A 14831-nucleotide genomic window follows, 5' to 3' on the forward strand; every position below is an offset into this window, starting at 1 on the left:
TGCGGCGCATCTTGCGCTCTACTGCAAAGGTAGCTCATCCGGCGCGGTCCGCGCAACCGGGTGTTAGCAGTGCTTCAGCCCTCGGTCACCAGGCTGAGCGGGCCGCTGGCGATGAGGCGGTACTGGCCGCGGCCGGCGCGCTCGATGCGCAGGCCGAAGTCGCGCTCGGCCAGGCGGCGCTCCAGCAGCAGCAGGCGCACGCCGAGGTTGTCCTGGACCTCGGGCAGGCGCAGGTCGCCGCCGGACAGGCGCAGCTCGCGGGTGCTGAAGGCCTCGCGGCCGCTGTCGATCTGGTCGCGCACCAGCTTGGCGACGATGGCGCCGGCCACGCCCTTGATGAGGTACTCGTCGTTGACGAAGACGCTGTGGTCGCGCGGGTAGTGGCGGATGCGCAGGGCCTTGCCCCCGGCATGCGGCGCGGCCGGCGCGGCGGCCACGGCCTCTTCGACAAGTTCCGCCGTGCGCAGCGCCGCCAGGCCCTGGGCGAGCTGGGCGCCGACGGCCGTCAGCGCGTCCTCGTCGTCATAACTGAAGAACTGGTCGTGCTCGCTCTCCACCAGCAGCGCGCCCACCGTGCGGCCACGGGCGCGCAGCGGCACGGCCAGCTGGCTGCGTGGCGCGGCCAGGCCGGGCAGGGGGATGGTGTCGGCCATGGCGGCCTGCAGGCCCAGCTGCTCGGCCTTGTTGCGCCAGGACATGCCGTAGCTGCACATCTGGCTCATGTGGCCGATGCGGATGGGGATGTTCTCGCGCAGGGCCACGCCGGCCAGGCCCGCCTCGGCCAGGGGCAGCTCGGCGCCGCTGCCGGCCAGCTCGTAGCCGATGCTGGCCAGGGTGTAGAGGCCCTGGCGCTGCTCGTCCAGCAGCCAGAGGATGGCATGGCTGATGCGCAGGTCGCGCTGCAGGCCCTCGGTGAAGGCCTGCACCAGGCTGCGCAGGTCGGGCGCCTCGGCGAGCTGTTCGCTCAGCTTGCGAACGCCGGCCGCCAGGTCGCAGCGCGGCGCCATCGCGGGCAGGGGGTGCACGGGGTCCAGCTTGCGCAGCGACTCCACAAAGTAGACGTCGGCGCCGCGCAGGTGGAAGACCTTCTCCATGCCGGTCTGGGCGGCAATGCCGGCGAGCTTGGCGCGCAGGCGCTCGAACACCGGTCCTTCGGTGTCGGTGCGCTCGTAGCGCAGTTGCAGCAGCACGGAGACGCCGGTGATGGGGTCCTCGACGCTGAGGGCCACGCGTCCGGTGGCGAGGATGTTGGCGCGGGCGCGGTTGAGGAACTGGTAGGTCAGCGCCACATGATCGTCGTCGATGTACTCGGCGTGCGACAGGTAGTTGACGTGGGGCATGCCGTCGGTGCCCACCGAGCACATGGCCGGCGGGATCACGCCTTCGAGCAGGCGGCGCACATCGCGCAGCTTCAGCGCGCGGCGTTCGGGTTGTGGGGTGTCGTTCATGGGATGAGGTCCACGGGCTGGCCGGCGCCGGGGCCGGGGGTCTGGTCCCAGGCGGCCAGCGGTGTGAAGCGCACGCAATCGAGGTGGGCGAGCGACAACTCGCCCAGCGTGGCATGGATGCGGCGGCGGTCGGCGCCGAAGGCCTCGATCTGCCGCAGCCAGGTCTCGAAGTAGTTGGCGAACATCGGCCCATGCTCCTCGCGCGGCGCCAGCACCTCGGCGTCCACGCCCTTGACGTGCAGCACGCGGTTGTTGCTGGGCAGGCCGGCGGAAACGGCGATGCGGTGAGTGGCGGCAATGGCGGCGAGCAGTTCGCTGCCATGGCGCTTCAGCACCAGCAGCTCGACGCGGCCGTCTTCCAGCACCCAGGCGGCATGGGCGAAGGCCAGCTCGGGCTGGCCCTCGGGCGTGGTGCTGCCCACGCGCAGCGCCGGCCCCTGCGCGAGGTGATCGATCCAGGCTTGCGGCAGGCGGGCCATCAGGGCAGCAGCTCCACGGGGGTGCCGGCGCCGGGGCCGGGCGTCTGATCCCAGGCGCCGCAGGGGGTGAAGCGCACACCGGCGAGCTGGCTCACCGCGAGGTCGTACCAGACCGACATGATGGCCTCGCGGGTGAAGCCATAGGGCTCGATGCGTGCGATGAAGCGCTCACGGTTGCGCTCGAAAAGCGCGGCATGGGCCGGCGTGGCGTGAAAGGCTTCGGCGTCGACACCCTTGACGTGCAAGGTGACATGGCTGCCCGGCTGGGCCGCCACATAGGCAATGCGGCTGCTGGCGCGTACGGCATCCAGCAGGCGGTCGCCGACGTTCGCGGCCAGCAGCACCTCGATGCGGCCGTCGGGCAGGGCCTGGGCGGCCAGGGCGCGGCAGATCTCGGGCTGGCCGTCGGCGTGGGCGCCGCCGAGGCGGTGGGAGACGCCGCTTTCGAGGTGGGCGGCCCAGTCGGGAGAAAGGCGGGGCAAGGTGGGTCTCGTCATGAGAGAGCCCGAATGATAGGCAGGGTGGCAGTTAGCAAAGACTTAACAAGCGCTTAGCCGAGAACTAGCAGCGCGCCTGACGCGCCCCGACCACAGTAGAGCCCATGCCGGACAGAGACCGGCGCCACTGACCCATTCCCCCAGTCCCCGACCGGCCGAGGCCTTTTGGACCTCGGCAGGGCGGAGCCTTGACCGAAACCGAAAGCCTTCCCATGAACCGCTGTCCCGCCCCCCTGTTGAGCGCCTTGCTCGCCGTCGCCCTGCTGCAGGCCTGCGGCGGTGGCGGCGACGCGGGCTCGCCGACTTCCTTGCCCGCGCCGACCCCGGCACCGGCCCCCGCCCCAGCCCCAGCCCCAGCCCCGACTCCAGCCCCAGCCCCGGCGCCCGCGCCGACCCCAGCCCCGGCGCCCGCGCCGACCCCAGCCCCGGCGCCTGCACCCGCTCCAGCCCCGACTCCTGCCGCCACCGCGGTCGGCGTGCCCTTGGGCCCGATCGCCGCCAGCTCCCGCATCGGCGCCGCCGGCGGCCGGCTGGACGCACCCGACTACGGCCTCGCCGTCATCGTCCCGGCCGGCGCCTTCGCCAGCGAACAGCTGGTCACGCTGCAACCCATCGAGAACAAGGCACCCGGCGCGCGGGGGGCGGCCTGGCGCATCCAGCCCGAAGGCCTGCAGGCCAAGCAGCCCATCACGCTTGAATGGCTGCCGACCGCCGCTGAACGCAGCGGCGCCAAGCACCTGCGCATTGCCACCCAGGGCGCCGACGGCATCTGGCGCAGCGCGAAGTCGGGCACGGACCGCGAAGGCATCGTGCGCACGACGACCACCCACTTCAGCGACTGGTCGCTGGTGGCCGGGGTGCAGCTGCGGCCGGGCGCTGCCGACGTCGGCCTGCAGCAGACCCGGGACGTGACGGTCATGATCTGCGGCCGCGCCGGCCAGGCATCCATGCCCGGCCAGGAAGAACACTTCGCCTGCGACACCGATGCCGGCGCGGTCCTGGGCACGGACGGCTGGGCTGCCAATGGCGTGGCGGGCGGCAATGCCAGCGTCGGCACGCTGACCGACAGCGGCAACCTGGCGACGGCGAAGCGGACCTACCGTGCGCCCGCCGCGCTGCCGGCGCAGAACCCGGTGGCCGTGTCGGTGCGCTACCAGGATCCCTTCGACAACATCGACGGGCCGGTCGACCTCGTCGCCCACCTGACCGTCATCGATCCCCAGGCCGGCTGCGACTGGCTCCAAGGCGTCAGCCAGCTCAATGTCGGGCTGGAGCTGGACTACCACTGGTCCGGTGCCGACAACCAGGGCAGCGCCCGCTATGCCCACCTTGCCCGCGTCGGCGGCAAGCTGTTGCGCGAGGCCATCTCGCCGGTCGGCCAGGTCTGGTTCACGGGCGCCGCCGACACCGGCGTGGTCAGCGTCGACCAGTTCTACAGCAGCGCCATCGTCTTCAGCACGATCCAGGTGACCGCCCAGGGCGCGCCGCTGACCCATGAGGCCGTGCCGACGCTGCGCGCCTTCGTCGACCTGGCGACCTGCAAGCTGGACTACGTCGGCTATGTGCCGGTGCGCGCCCGCCATGTGCACACCGGCAAGGACGGCTCCAACGACATGGAAGCCAATGTCAGCGGCCTGTCCTTCCGCATCGCCGGCTATGCACTGGCCGGGCGCCGCCAGTTCGGCGAGGAGCGCCTGCTGCCCGCCGAGCTGGGCCGGCGCGTCAACACCGAGTTCGTCGACCCGGACAGCCACCGCGAGTTCGACGGCGTGTCGGGCGCCGCCCGGCTGCGCTGGACGCTGTCCCCGCAATGAAGGGCCCCGCCATGAAGCACGTTCCGTTCCTGGCGCTGCTGCTCGCCGCCGGCGCCGCCCAGGCCCATTGCTGGGCCGCCGATGCCGCCGAGCCCATCAGCAACGATGGCCTGCCGGTCCGCCACGCCTCGTTCAAGCCCCTGCATGCGGCCATGGATGCCTTCGAGGAACAGGCCAGGCCCAACCCGGGCCTGCTGGCCCTGCCCGACGTGCGCCTGCGCATCACGCGCGCCGTGCTGGACTCGGACGAGCCCACGCGCCGCCCGCGCGAGGCCGTCATCCACGCCCAGGGCTTCGGCCCCAAGACCTGGATCGGCAGGGACTGCGACATCCACGCCGAGGCCGCCCAGCGCATCGGCCCGCGTGCCGGATTCAGCGTCTTCATCAACTCGCCGCTGGCGACGATGAACCGCTGGGCGCATGACGAACAGCTCAGTGCCTACCTCGAGGGCGAGCGCGGCGAGCCCATGCAGGGCTGGCCGGTCTACCGCGGCTGCGCCGTCATCGCCCCCGAGCGCCGCATCCCCTGGGTGCCCGTCACGGTCGGAGAGATGCTGGCCTATTTCGAACGCGAGCAGCAGCGCAAGCTCGCTGAGGAGGATCGCCGCAACGAGCGTGTCCTGCAGCCTTTCGACCTGGCCGCCGCCGAGCGCCAGGCCGAGCAGATCCGGCCGCAGAACGCCAAGGCCGCCGAGGCGCTCCTGATGGTGGCCCGCCAGCGCAAGGCCGGCGAGGCGGCCCACCACGCGCAGATCGCCAAGGCCCGCCAGATGCAGGCCGACGAGCTCGAGGACCTGCGTCGCACCCGCGCCGGCATGGGCGCCGAGCAACTGGCCGAGCCCTACCGCCTGGGCACGGGCCGCCATCGCCTGCCCACGCCTGCCGAAGCCGCACGGCCGCTGAAGCGCCTCGTCAAGCTGGACCCGGCCTACCCCTGGGATGGCCGCAACCGCACCCGCATCCAGCTGCTGACCGTCTGCGCCAGCAGCCATCCCAACAACCCCGCCTATGCCCAGCCCATGCGCGACGCCGTCGCCGCGCTGGACCTGCAGCGCTTCGCCGCGCTACTGAACTGAAAAGAGATCGCGATGACGACTTCCGATGCACTCACCCGCCTGGACGCCATGCTGCTGATCCGCGCCTATGAGGAACAACTCGCCGCCACCACGTCCGCCCAGCAGCCCGGCACCTGCACCTCTGTCGGCCAGGAGGCCTGCGCCGTCGGTGTTGTCGGCGCCCTGGGGCCCAACGACCGCATCCTGAGCAACCACCGCAGCGCAGGCCATCTGCTGGCCCGCGGCGCCGATCCCCAGCGCCTGCTCGCCGAGGTGCTGGGCCGCGCCAGCGGCTACTGCGGCGGCCATGCCGGCTCGCTGCACATCTCGGCCCGCGAGCTGGGCGTGGTGCTGACCTCCACCATCGTCGGCGGCGGGCTGAGCCTGGCGCCCGGCGTGGCACTCGCCCAGAAGATGGGTGCCCAGCCGGACGGCATCACCGCCGTGTTCTTCGGCGACGGCGCGGCCTGTCAGGGCATCTTCCACGAGGCCGTCAACCTCGCGGCCACCTGGCGCCTGCCGCTGCTCTTCGTCTGCGAGAACAACCAGTGGCAGGCCTATGTGCACCGCCGCGAGACCATGCCTGGCGAGCAGGTCGCCGACTGGGTGCGCGGCCATGGCCTGGCGGCCGTCGACGTCATCGACGGCAACGATGTCGAGGCCGTGCATGCCGCTGCCACCCAGGCCGTGGCCGCCATCCGCGACGACGGCCGGCCGCGCCTGCTGGAGCTGACCACCTACCGCCAGCGCGGCCATTTCGAGCCCGACGACCAGGCCTATGTCTGCGCCACCGAGCACGCGCACTGGCTGGCGCGCGACCCCATCAAGCGCCAGGCGGAGCGGCTGCGCCTGGGCGCGGAGCAACTCGCCGGCCGCAAGGACGCGGCCTGCCGGCGCATTGCCCAGGCCTACGCAGCCGCGCTCGCGGCGCCCTGGCCGCAGATCGCCTGAAGGAGCCCCACCATGCAACAGACATCCCAACAGGCCCTGATCGCCGCGCTGCACCGCGCGATGGCGGCGGACGAACGCGTCATCTTCCTCGGCGAGGGCGTGGCCACCAAGAACCCCGAGCTGCTGGCGGCCTTCGGCGCCGAGCGCGTGCGCAACACGCCGCTGGCCGAGGCCAGCATCGTCGGCTGCGCGGTGGGTGCGGCGGCGATGGGCCTGCGTCCGGTCGTGGACCTGCTGTTCTCGCCCTTCCTGATGCTGGCCATGGACGCCCTCGTCAACAGCGCCGGCAAGCTCGGGCCCTTGAGCGGCGGCCAGTTCGAGTTCCCGCTCGTGCTGCTGGCCCAGACCGGCGCCGGCTGGTCCATCGGCGGCCAGCACAACCACAACCTGGAGGCGATGTTCGTGCACACGCCGGGCCTGCAGGTGCTGATGCCGTCCACACCCGCTGACACCGCCGGCCTGCTGGCCGGTGCGCTTCAGCAGCCGCGGCCCACGCTGCTGTTCAGCGACATCGGCCTGGCCCACGCGCCCGGCGAGGTGGCCGGCGACGAACTGCTGCTGCCCGGCCGCGCCGCCGTGCGCCGCCGTGGCGATGCCATCACGCTGGTGGGCTATGGCAAGACCGTGCACCACTGCCTGAGCGCCGCGCAGACGCTGCAAACCGAAGGCGTGGAGGCCGAGGTGATCGACCTGCGCAGCCTCAAGCCGCTGGACACCGCCACGGTGCTCGCCTCGGTGCGCAAGACCGGCCGCCTCCTGTGCGTGACCGAAGCGAGCGGCCTGTGCGGCCTGGCTGCCGAGCTCTGTGCCGCCACCGCCGAACAGGCCTTCGCCGACCTGAAGGCCGCTCCCCTGCGTCTGACCGGCCCCGACGCGCCGGCCCTGGCCAGCTGGCCGCTGGAGCAGGCCGCCGTCCCCCAACCCGAACAGATCGCCGCCCGCGCACGGGCGCTGATGAACACCCACACCCTGATTGCTTGAACGGAGGAATTAACGATGAAAAAAATCTCGACGATGACCCTGGCGCTGGCGCTGGCCAGCGCGACCCTGCTGGCCTCGGCGCCGGCCCAGGCCGCGCCCGTCTACGGCGTCTATGCCGCCGCACAGTACGGCCCCCACAACGGTGGCGAAGGCCGCGTGGCGGCCACGTCCGACACCTTGCCCGGCTACCCCAATGTCGATGCCTCGGCCGCGGTGTCGCTGCGCGACGGCAAGGTCGGCGCGACCGGTTTCGCGACCCCTTGCGCGTCCTGCAATGACCGCGTGTTCGGCGGCGCCTTCGCCTATTTCTACGACACCGTGACCTTTCACAACGGCGCAGGGCCCAGCATGGCCCAGCTGGTGCTCGACATCGAAGGCACGCTGACGGGCAGGGCCTTCGGCACCACGCGCTTCTACGCCGGGGCCGTGCAGCAAGACTTCTGGGAGCGTCGATCCAGCCTTGCCACCTCCGTCGCGCTGAGCTCGGGCACCTCGCAGCGGAGTCAAGACCTGTCCCTGCTGGCCGGCGACACCACGGTCTTCATCTACGCCGAACTGCTGGTCGACGCCATGGCCCTTCCCGAAGCCAACCAGGCTTCGATGGCTGACTTCAGCAACGGCCTGCGCTTCAGCTGGATCCTGCCCGAAGGCATGACGGCGAGCTCGGCCTCCGGCCAGTTCATGAACACGGCGGCCACCGTGCCCGAGCCGGCCAGCCTGGCGTTGCTGGGCAGCGGTCTGGGTCTGCTGGGCGCCTTCCAGCGCCGCCGCCGCATCACCGCCTGATCTCCATCCTTCCAACGAAAGAAACCCCATGAAGACATTGATCGCTTTCAGCCTGGCCCTGCTGGCCAGCGGCGCGCAAGCCGCGATGCCCAATTTCGGCAGCTATGCCGGCACCAGCGGCGGTAGCCGCAGTGGCGGGGAGGGCAGCTTCTCGGCCATGGCCAACACGCCGTCCTCCTACAAATACTCCTACGCCTGGGCCCAGGGCGGGCTGGGCGACGGCACCCTGCATGCGGCTTCCAGCGCCATCTCGTGCCCGCCCTGCCGCAGCAACAGTGGAGCCCAATCAGTGGCCCGCTTCTGGGACACAGTGACCTTCCACAACGGCCAAAACCTCGGCCTGGCCGAGCTCAGCGTCAGCATCGACGGGACGCTGACGCCCGGCGGCTTTGCTCAGGCATCGGCGCGCTTCTATGTGGGCTATGCGCATGCCGACTTCTTCGACCGCCTGGACGTCTATGCGCCGTCCGTGGCGCTCAAGTCGGGCACCACGGTGTTGGGCGATGAGCTGGCCATCCCTCTGGGCGACGTCAAGGTCTTCATCTTTGCGGAGCTCTACACCGATGCCTGGGCGTCCTGGCGCATGCCCGGCCAATCCACGAGCGCCGACTTCGGCAACACCCTGCACTTCAACTGGGTGCTGCCCGAAGGCGTGACGACGAGCTCGGCCTCGGGCCAGTTCATGACCTCGGCCGTGCCCGAACCCACCAGTGCGCTGCTGTTCGCCTGCGGCCTGGGCGGGCTGTGGCTGCGCCGCCGCTCCGTCAACGCCTGACCCCTTGAGGAACGATGATGAAAACCTTGATCTCTTTGGCTCTGACCACCCTGGCGCTCACGGCCCAGGCCGCCGGCATCCCGGCTCAAGGCAGCTGGCAGACGACGCTGCAGGCCCGCGACCTGCAGGGCCATGCCGTCGCACTGGACAGCGCTCGGGCCGCCTTCTTCTACGACAGCGTGCTGGACGTGACCTGGCTGCGCCAGGCCAGCACGCCGCAGCTGCAGAGCTGGGTCCAGGCGCGCGACTGGGCCGCCCAGCTGTCGGTCGGCGGCCACGATGACTGGCGTCTGCCGACGACGCTGGACACCGGCCTGCCAGGCTGCGCCCGGGTCACCTATACGGGTGGCGATTGCGGCTACAACGTGCCCACGCAGGTCGGTAGCGGTGCCAGTGCGAGCTACAGCGAGCTGGCCCATCTCTTCCAGGTCACGCTCGGCAACGCGGCGGCCTACACGACGGCGGGCCAGTTCCGTGGCTTCCCGGGCCAGGGTACGAGCTGGGGCCTGGCCAACACCGGCGGCTTTGAAGGCCTGCAGTCCGTGGCCTACTGGAGCGGCAGCGGCGTGGTGGGCAACAACAACTACGCCTGGTCCTATCACTTCGGCCTGGGCTACCAGAGCCTGGCCGAGAAGGGGGTGCTGTCCCAGGCCCTGGTGCTGCGCGATGGCGATGTGCTGAGTGCCGTGCCCGAGCCATCGACCTGGGTCATGGCCGGTGCGGGCCTGCTGTGCCTGGGCTGGCTGCAGCGCCGCCGCCGTCCGCACTGAGCGGCGCATCCAGCGTCCAGGGGGCGCTCCAGCGGCTGGGCGTGGCCGGCTGGTCGGCCGAGGCCACCGCGGTGTCCTGCTCGCGCAGCGCGGCTTCCAGCGCCGGCCAGAACTGCGGGCCACAGGCCAGGCGCGTGCCGTTGTCCAGCAGCAGCGTCGCCCCGCCCTTGTCATTGGGCAGGGCCTCGAGCACATGGGCCGGCGCCACCGCGACGCGGTTCTGGCAGCGCAGCATGCTGCCGGGGGGCAGGTCGTCCAGCAGCGCGCCGAGGCGGCGGTGCAGCACATGCTGCTCGCCGAAGCCATGCAGCAGCAGGGCCGGATGGCGCGAGTCGGGCAGTTCCAGCCAGCGGATCTCGGCCAGGTCCAGCATCGTGAAGCGGCCATGCTCCAGCACGATGAGCTGGCGCACTTCGACGCCCAGCCGGCGCCGCGGCAGCCGCCTCAGCGTGGCCTTGATTCGCTGGGAATCCTGGGCCGCCAGGCAGCGGCGCACGATGTCATGCGTGAGCCAGACGAGCTGGGGCGCGGGGTCGTGCAGGGAGGCGGCCAGCTCGGCCGCGCCGATGGGCTTGAGGCCGGGGTCGAGCAGCATCAGCTCGGGCTGCATGGCCAGGGCCATGGCCAGCGCCTCGGTGGCCGTGTGGGCATGGTCCAGCACGTTCAGCACGGCGCCGTCGATCAGGCGCTGGGCCAGCGCGGCGGCCGGGCTGTCCGCCGGAGCGACGACGAGGGTGCGCACGGCGGGGCGGGGGCCTGTGAGAACTTCCATGGAGCGCGATCATGGGCTCGCGGATCGCCTCTGCCTTTGGTCATGAGAGCCCCCCTTTTTGCCTTCGCGTCGCGAGGGGGCAGCGTTGCGTTGGCGCGGTCAGCGCAGCGCGGCGAGGGCCTCGCTCATGGCCTGCTGGTAGGCCGGCCATTGCTGCAGGTCGTTGTGCCCGCCGCCGGCGATGCGGATGAGGCGGGCGCGCGGCTGCAGGGCCTGCAATTTGCCGCTCTCGGCGAACGGAATGACTTCGTCGCGATCGCCATGCACAAGCAAGACCTGGGCGTTGATGCGACCGACCGTGCGGTCGGTGCGCAAGGGATAGCGCAGCGCCTGCGGCGGTACCCAGGGGTAGTGCTGGCGCGCCAGCCCGGCGATGCTGGCATAGGGCGACACCAGCACGGTCAGGTCGGGCTGCATCGTCGTGGCCAGTTCGGCGGCCAGGCCGGTGCCGAGCGAGCGGCCGTAGAGGACGATGCGCTTGCCCGCGTAGCGCGGTGCGATGCTGCGCCAGACGGCCATCACGTCGGCGTGCAGCTGGGTCTCGCTCTCGATGCGGCCCGTGCTCTTGCCATAGCCGCGGTAGTCGGGCATGACGAGGTCGAAGCCGGCGCGGCGGAAGAAGTCCGTGTCGGTGAACCAGCTTTGCAGATTGCCGGCATTGCCGTGCAGGAAGAACACCACGCCACGCGGCTCGGCCAGGCGCAGCTCCAGCACCGACAGGCGCGCGCCGGGCACGTCGACGAAGCTTTCGTGCACGTCGGGCTCGGTAGCCAGGCGTGCATCCGCCGGCAGCGGCGTGGGATGGAAGAGCAGGCTCTCCTGCTTGAACCACAGCAGCAGCGTCAAGGCCGACCAGGCCAGGGCGGGCAGCAGCACCAGGGCCAGTGCGAGGCGCATCCAGCGCTTCAACGGCAGCTCGCGGCCAGCCAGGCGTTCAGTTGCAGCAGCCACTCGTCCACCGTCTGGGCCATGGCGCGCACGGCACCGGGGGCATCGGGCGCGGCGGCGCGCTCGAGGCGCCAGTGCTGCTGCAGCGGCGTTCCAGACTGCCACAAGGTGGCGTGCACGCGCAGCACGACCTGGCTGCTCGCCGGGCTGGCGAAGACCTGTTCGAACTCATCCAGGTTGACGGTCAACAGCCCGGCCGGCTTGCCGGCGCAACCGGGCGCAGCAGCCAGACGTTCGCGCAGTCTTTGCGTCAGCAGCGCTGCCGGCGGTGCAGCCCAGAGGCTGTCCCGGTAGTGCTCGAGGCGCTGGACCTGCTGGAAGGCCAGGCGGTAGGCGATGCCTTCGCCCGACAGTTGGGGCGGGGCGGTCACGTCGGCGATGCGCCAGGCCAGGGCGCCGCCGGTGGCTGTTGTCGCGGGCGCGGGGCCGAGGTCGTAGACGGCCTTGGGTGCCACGGTCGGCGCCAGCGAACAGGCGCTCAACACGAGGGCGGCAGCAAGCAGGATGAATGGGTTCTTCATTTTTTCAGGCGATCGGCGAAGCCAGTCTCGCCGGGACCGGGCGGCTGGGCGCCGCGGCCGAACAGCAGGCTTTGCGGTTGCTCGCCCAGGGTGTCGGCGGCGCGTTCGATGCTGCGGCTGGCGGCCGCGACGTCTGCCAGCACGGGACGGGTGCGCGGCGAGGTCTCGCCGACGAGGGCCAGTTCGAGGTTGCGGCTGGTGGCTTGGACCTGCAAGGCGGCGGCCTGCAAGTCGTCCAAGGCCTTGGCCCGGGTCTTGAGGTCCTGGGCCAGCAGCTGGCCCTCGGCGGCGAGGGTCTCGATGCGTGTCAGCGCAGCTTGAGCGCGCTTGGCGGCGACATCGGCATCCTTGAGCAGCACCGGCAGCTCGCGAGCGCCGGGCTGCAGGGTCGCCATCAGCTTGCTGGTGTCGTCGGCGGCTTGCTGCAGGCCGGCCAGGGTCTTGGCGAGCTGGACGCGGTTGTCGTCGCTGAGCAGGGCGTTCAGGCGCGCGGCCGTCTCCGCAAAGCCGGCCACCAGGCCGGGGCCGCTCTCAGCCAGGCGGTCCAGCAGGGTGGGGCGCAGCGCCAGGCGGGCGCCGGGCTGGGCGCGCTGCAGCGGCGCCTGGGCGTCGGCCTCTTCCAGGCCGACGAAGGACAGGCCGGTGACGCCCTGCAGGCCGAGCTGGGCGTAGGTGGTGGCCGAGACCGGCGCTGCCGCGTCGACGGCGATGCCGACGAGGATCTGGCGCGGGTCGGTGGGATCGAAGCCGATGGTCTCGACCCAGCCGACCTCGACGCCGCGCAGCTTGACCGGTGCCTTCAGGTTCAGACCTGGCACGCCGGTCTTGGCGACGACGGTGTAGCGCACGCGCTCGGTGCGGTCGCCCTGGAACCAGGCGACGCTGGCCGCGACGGCCAGGCCGAGCAGCAGCAGAAAGAGGCCGGCGGCGAGGGCGTGGGCTTTGTTTTCCATGTTCAGACAGTTTCCTCGCGGAGCACGGCGGGCACGCCGCCTTCGTCACTGGTGTCGTCCAGGCTCAGGCGGAAGCGCCTCACATCATCCTCGGCGCAGCGTTCGAGATGGCCGAGGAAGAAGTTGCGCACGAAGTGGTGGGGCAGGCGCGCCACCTCGGACAGCGGGCCGCTGGCGATGATGTGCTGGTCGGCCAGCACGGCGACGCGGTCGACGACGGCGAACAGGGTGTCGACATCGTGGGTGACCATGACGACGGTCAGGCCCAGTTCCTGGCGCAGGCGGCGCAGCAGCCTGACGAACTGCTTGGCGCTGTCGGGGTCCAGGCCGGCGGTGGGCTCGTCCAGGAAGAGCAGCTGCGGGTCGAGGATGAGGGCCCGCGCCAGCGACACGCGCTTGACCATGCCGCCCGACAGCTCGGCCGGCCGCTTCAGCGCATCCTCGGGCTTGAGCCCCACCTGGGCCAGCTTCAGCATGACCAGGGGCTTGACGAGGTCGGGAGGCACGCTCTTGAGCTCGCGCAGCGGCAGGGCGACGTTGTCGTAGACGCTCAGCGCCGAGAACAGCGCGCCGGCCTGGAAGAGCACGCCCCAGCGGTAGCGCACCCGCTCCAGGTCGCGCACCGCGCAGGCGCCCAGCGGGTGGCCGAAGATCTTCACCGTGCCGGCCTTGGGCACCTCCAGGCCGAGCAGCAGGCGCAGCAGCGTCGTCTTGCCCGAGCCCGAGCCGCCGATCAGCGCGACCACCTCGCCGCGATGCACGGTCAGGTTGAGGTTGCGGTGGATGACGTGGCCACCGAAGGCCGTCGTCACGTTGTCGACTTCGATGATGGCTTCGGTGTCGGCCACTCAGACTCCAACATTCGAAAAGAGCACGGCGAAGATGGCGTCCACCACGATGACCAGCGTGATCGCCGTGACCACCGACTGCGTGACGCTCTGGCCCAGGCTCTCGGTATTGGGTTTCACGCCCAGGCCGAAATGGCAGGCCAGCAGCGCGATGAGGCCGCCAAACAGCACCGACTTGGCCCAGCCCAGCCACAGGTTGACCGGCTCGACGACGCTGGGCAGGGTGTGCACGAACTGCATGGGGTCCAGCTTCAGCTCGGCGCTGGCCGCCGCCATGCCGCCCAGCAGCATCATGGCGCTGGTCCACAGCGCCACCAGCGGCAGCGAGATGGCCAGGGCAACGACCTTGGGTGCCACCAGGCGCACCGTGTGCGAGATGCCCATGACCGACAGCGCGTCCAGCTCCTGCGTGACACGCATGACGCCGATCTGGGCCGTCATCGCCGAGCCCGAGCGGCCCGCCACGATGATGGCCGCCAGCAGCGGCCCCAGCTCGCGCAGCACGGCCAGGCCGAGGATGTTGATGACGAAGATGTCGGCGCCGTAGCTCTTGAGCTGCTTGGAGATCAGATAGGACAGCGTCAGCCCGACCAGAAAGCCCACCAGGGCCGTGATGGGCAGGGCCTGGGCGCCCGTGCGGTAGACATTGGCCGAGATCTCGCGCCAGCCGATCAGCGAGGGCTGGCGCAGCATCTGCGCGAAGTCCAGCAGCAGGCGGCCGACCAGGGCGACCAGGTCGACGCCGTGGTGGGCAAAGTTCAGCAGCCGGAGATTCGCCAGCTCCAGGCCGGGCTTGAGGCTGCGCTTGCGCCGGGGCAGGGCGCCGGGCTGCATGAACTGGGAGAACAGCGTCACATGCTCGGGCAGCCACAGCAGCCGCCGCGGCGGCTTCAGGCCCCAGCCCTGCCACAGCGTCAGCGCGCCGGCCGTGTCCAGCCGGCCCAGGGCCCGCAGGTCCCACAGCGCGTCGGGCGTTTCCTTGACGGCGGTGGCCACGCGCTGGCGGAATTCCTCGTAGCGCTCGCGCAGGGCCAGCACCGTCCAGTCGCCGCTGACCCGCCATTCGCGGGACAGGCCGACCGCGCCGCCGCCGGACTGCAGCTGCGGTTCGGCGTCGGACGGCTCGTGGGCCTCGGCCTCGGCCGAGGGATCCAGGGGCAGGGCGCCGGCTTCGCTCATGGCGCAACGATAGCGCTTACTCAGGCTTGATGAAGCGATGTGTTCTGGGGCTTG

General features: G+C 71.1%; 16 protein-coding genes. 7 read left to right on the forward strand and 9 right to left on the reverse strand.

Annotated elements, in window-relative coordinates:
- Nucleotides 1-74: 74 nt before the first annotated feature.
- Genes AC07OY_RS17295 through AC07OY_RS17305 form a run of 3 tightly spaced genes read right to left on the reverse strand, consistent with a single transcriptional unit; the run spans nucleotide 75 to nucleotide 2409 of the window.
- Nucleotides 75-1448 (reverse strand): GAF domain-containing protein, encoded by a 1374-nt coding sequence (locus AC07OY_RS17295; RefSeq protein WP_495043846.1) that lies wholly within the window; start codon nucleotides 1446-1448, stop codon nucleotides 75-77.
- Nucleotides 1445-1927 (reverse strand): hypothetical protein, encoded by a 483-nt coding sequence (locus tag AC07OY_RS17300; protein WP_495043847.1) that lies wholly within the window; start codon nucleotides 1925-1927, stop codon nucleotides 1445-1447. Before AC07OY_RS17300 ends, AC07OY_RS17295 begins: the two co-directional genes overlap by 4 nt.
- Nucleotides 1927-2409, reverse strand: a complete 483-nt coding sequence (locus AC07OY_RS17305) for a hypothetical protein (protein ID WP_495043848.1) — start codon at nucleotides 2407-2409, stop codon at nucleotides 1927-1929. The genes AC07OY_RS17300 and AC07OY_RS17305 overlap by 1 nt, the downstream gene beginning before the upstream one ends.
- Nucleotides 2410-2906: 497 nt before the next feature.
- On the opposite strand from AC07OY_RS17305, the gene AC07OY_RS17310 reads away from it, so the two are divergent.
- The 7 genes from AC07OY_RS17310 to AC07OY_RS17340 are packed head-to-tail and all read left to right on the forward strand — an operon-like array spanning nucleotide 2907 to nucleotide 9556.
- On the forward strand, nucleotides 2907-4238 hold the full coding sequence (locus AC07OY_RS17310) for a hypothetical protein (protein WP_495043849.1): 1332 nt from the start codon (nucleotides 2907-2909) through the stop codon (nucleotides 4236-4238).
- 11 nt (nucleotides 4239-4249) lie between these two features.
- On the forward strand, nucleotides 4250-5314 hold the full coding sequence (locus tag AC07OY_RS17315; RefSeq protein WP_495043850.1) for a hypothetical protein: 1065 nt from the start codon (nucleotides 4250-4252) through the stop codon (nucleotides 5312-5314).
- A gap of 12 nt (nucleotides 5315-5326) precedes the next feature.
- Nucleotides 5327-6244 carry a thiamine pyrophosphate-dependent dehydrogenase E1 component subunit alpha gene (locus tag AC07OY_RS17320; RefSeq protein WP_495043851.1) on the forward strand — a complete coding sequence of 306 codons (918 nt, stop codon included), beginning with the start codon at nucleotides 5327-5329 and terminating at the stop codon, nucleotides 6242-6244.
- A 12-nt stretch (nucleotides 6245-6256) separates the two neighbouring features.
- Nucleotides 6257-7225 (forward strand): alpha-ketoacid dehydrogenase subunit beta, encoded by a 969-nt coding sequence (locus tag AC07OY_RS17325; protein WP_495043852.1) that lies wholly within the window; start codon nucleotides 6257-6259, stop codon nucleotides 7223-7225.
- Nucleotides 7226-7240: 15 nt separating this feature from the next.
- On the forward strand, nucleotides 7241-8011 hold the full coding sequence (locus tag AC07OY_RS17330; RefSeq protein ID WP_495043853.1) for a PEP-CTERM sorting domain-containing protein: 771 nt from the start codon (nucleotides 7241-7243) through the stop codon (nucleotides 8009-8011).
- A gap of 28 nt (nucleotides 8012-8039) precedes the next feature.
- A complete protein-coding gene (locus tag AC07OY_RS17335; RefSeq protein ID WP_495043854.1) occupies nucleotides 8040-8786 on the forward strand; it encodes a PEP-CTERM sorting domain-containing protein in 747 nt (248 codons plus the stop codon).
- 17 nt (nucleotides 8787-8803) lie between these two features.
- Entirely contained in the window at nucleotides 8804-9556 is a 753-nt protein-coding gene (locus AC07OY_RS17340) for a PEP-CTERM sorting domain-containing protein (protein ID WP_495043855.1), read from the forward strand.
- Here the strand turns inward: AC07OY_RS17340 and AC07OY_RS17345 are convergent.
- The 6 genes from AC07OY_RS17345 to AC07OY_RS17370 all read right to left on the reverse strand — a co-directional run bounded on the left by AC07OY_RS17345 (nucleotide 9495) and on the right by AC07OY_RS17370 (nucleotide 14777).
- Complete coding sequence (locus tag AC07OY_RS17345) at nucleotides 9495-10328, reverse strand: LytTR family transcriptional regulator DNA-binding domain-containing protein (protein WP_495043856.1); 834 nt, start codon at nucleotides 10326-10328, stop codon at nucleotides 9495-9497. The two genes, AC07OY_RS17340 and AC07OY_RS17345, sit on opposite strands and share 62 nt — an antisense overlap.
- A 99-nt stretch (nucleotides 10329-10427) precedes the next feature.
- Nucleotides 10428-11279 (reverse strand): alpha/beta hydrolase, encoded by an 852-nt coding sequence (locus AC07OY_RS17350; protein WP_495043857.1) that lies wholly within the window; start codon nucleotides 11277-11279, stop codon nucleotides 10428-10430.
- Nucleotides 11234-11797 (reverse strand): ABC-type transport auxiliary lipoprotein family protein, encoded by a 564-nt coding sequence (locus AC07OY_RS17355; RefSeq protein WP_495043858.1) that lies wholly within the window; start codon nucleotides 11795-11797, stop codon nucleotides 11234-11236. The genes AC07OY_RS17350 and AC07OY_RS17355 overlap by 46 nt, the downstream gene beginning before the upstream one ends.
- Nucleotides 11794-12750, reverse strand: a complete 957-nt coding sequence (locus tag AC07OY_RS17360; protein WP_495043859.1) for an MlaD family protein — start codon at nucleotides 12748-12750, stop codon at nucleotides 11794-11796. Before AC07OY_RS17360 ends, AC07OY_RS17355 begins: the two co-directional genes overlap by 4 nt.
- Nucleotides 12751-12752: 2 nt before the next feature.
- The gene (locus tag AC07OY_RS17365) at nucleotides 12753-13598 is read right to left on the reverse strand and encodes an ABC transporter ATP-binding protein (RefSeq protein WP_495043860.1); all 846 of its coding nucleotides are present in this window, start codon (nucleotides 13596-13598) and stop codon (nucleotides 12753-12755) included.
- A complete protein-coding gene (locus tag AC07OY_RS17370) occupies nucleotides 13599-14777 on the reverse strand; it encodes an MlaE family ABC transporter permease (protein WP_495043861.1) in 1179 nt (392 codons plus the stop codon).
- Nucleotides 14778-14831: the final 54 nt, after the last annotated feature.

Source organism: Roseateles sp. GW821-FHT09H10 (assembly GCF_059415865.1).

Excerpts from the sequence above, each read along its gene's own strand:
- AC07OY_RS17295 (WP_495043846.1), bottom strand. The coding sequence starts at position 1,448 with ATGAACGACACCCCACAACCCGAACGCCGCGCGCTGAAGCTGCGCGAT.
- AC07OY_RS17300 (WP_495043847.1), bottom strand. The coding sequence starts at position 1,927 with ATGGCCCGCCTGCCGCAAGCCTGGATCGATCACCTCGCGCAGGGGCCG.
- AC07OY_RS17315 (WP_495043850.1), top strand. The coding sequence starts at position 4,250 with ATGAAGCACGTTCCGTTCCTGGCGCTGCTGCTCGCCGCCGGCGCCGCC.
- AC07OY_RS17320 (WP_495043851.1), top strand. The coding sequence starts at position 5,327 with ATGACGACTTCCGATGCACTCACCCGCCTGGACGCCATGCTGCTGATC.
- AC07OY_RS17325 (WP_495043852.1), top strand. The coding sequence starts at position 6,257 with ATGCAACAGACATCCCAACAGGCCCTGATCGCCGCGCTGCACCGCGCG.
- AC07OY_RS17330 (WP_495043853.1), top strand. The coding sequence starts at position 7,241 with ATGAAAAAAATCTCGACGATGACCCTGGCGCTGGCGCTGGCCAGCGCG.
- AC07OY_RS17335 (WP_495043854.1), top strand. The coding sequence starts at position 8,040 with ATGAAGACATTGATCGCTTTCAGCCTGGCCCTGCTGGCCAGCGGCGCG.
- AC07OY_RS17340 (WP_495043855.1), top strand. The coding sequence starts at position 8,804 with ATGAAAACCTTGATCTCTTTGGCTCTGACCACCCTGGCGCTCACGGCC.
- AC07OY_RS17345 (WP_495043856.1), bottom strand. The coding sequence starts at position 10,328 with ATGGAAGTTCTCACAGGCCCCCGCCCCGCCGTGCGCACCCTCGTCGTC.
- AC07OY_RS17355 (WP_495043858.1), bottom strand. The coding sequence starts at position 11,797 with ATGAAGAACCCATTCATCCTGCTTGCTGCCGCCCTCGTGTTGAGCGCC.
- AC07OY_RS17360 (WP_495043859.1), bottom strand. The coding sequence starts at position 12,750 with ATGGAAAACAAAGCCCACGCCCTCGCCGCCGGCCTCTTTCTGCTGCTG.
- AC07OY_RS17370 (WP_495043861.1), bottom strand. The coding sequence starts at position 14,777 with ATGAGCGAAGCCGGCGCCCTGCCCCTGGATCCCTCGGCCGAGGCCGAG.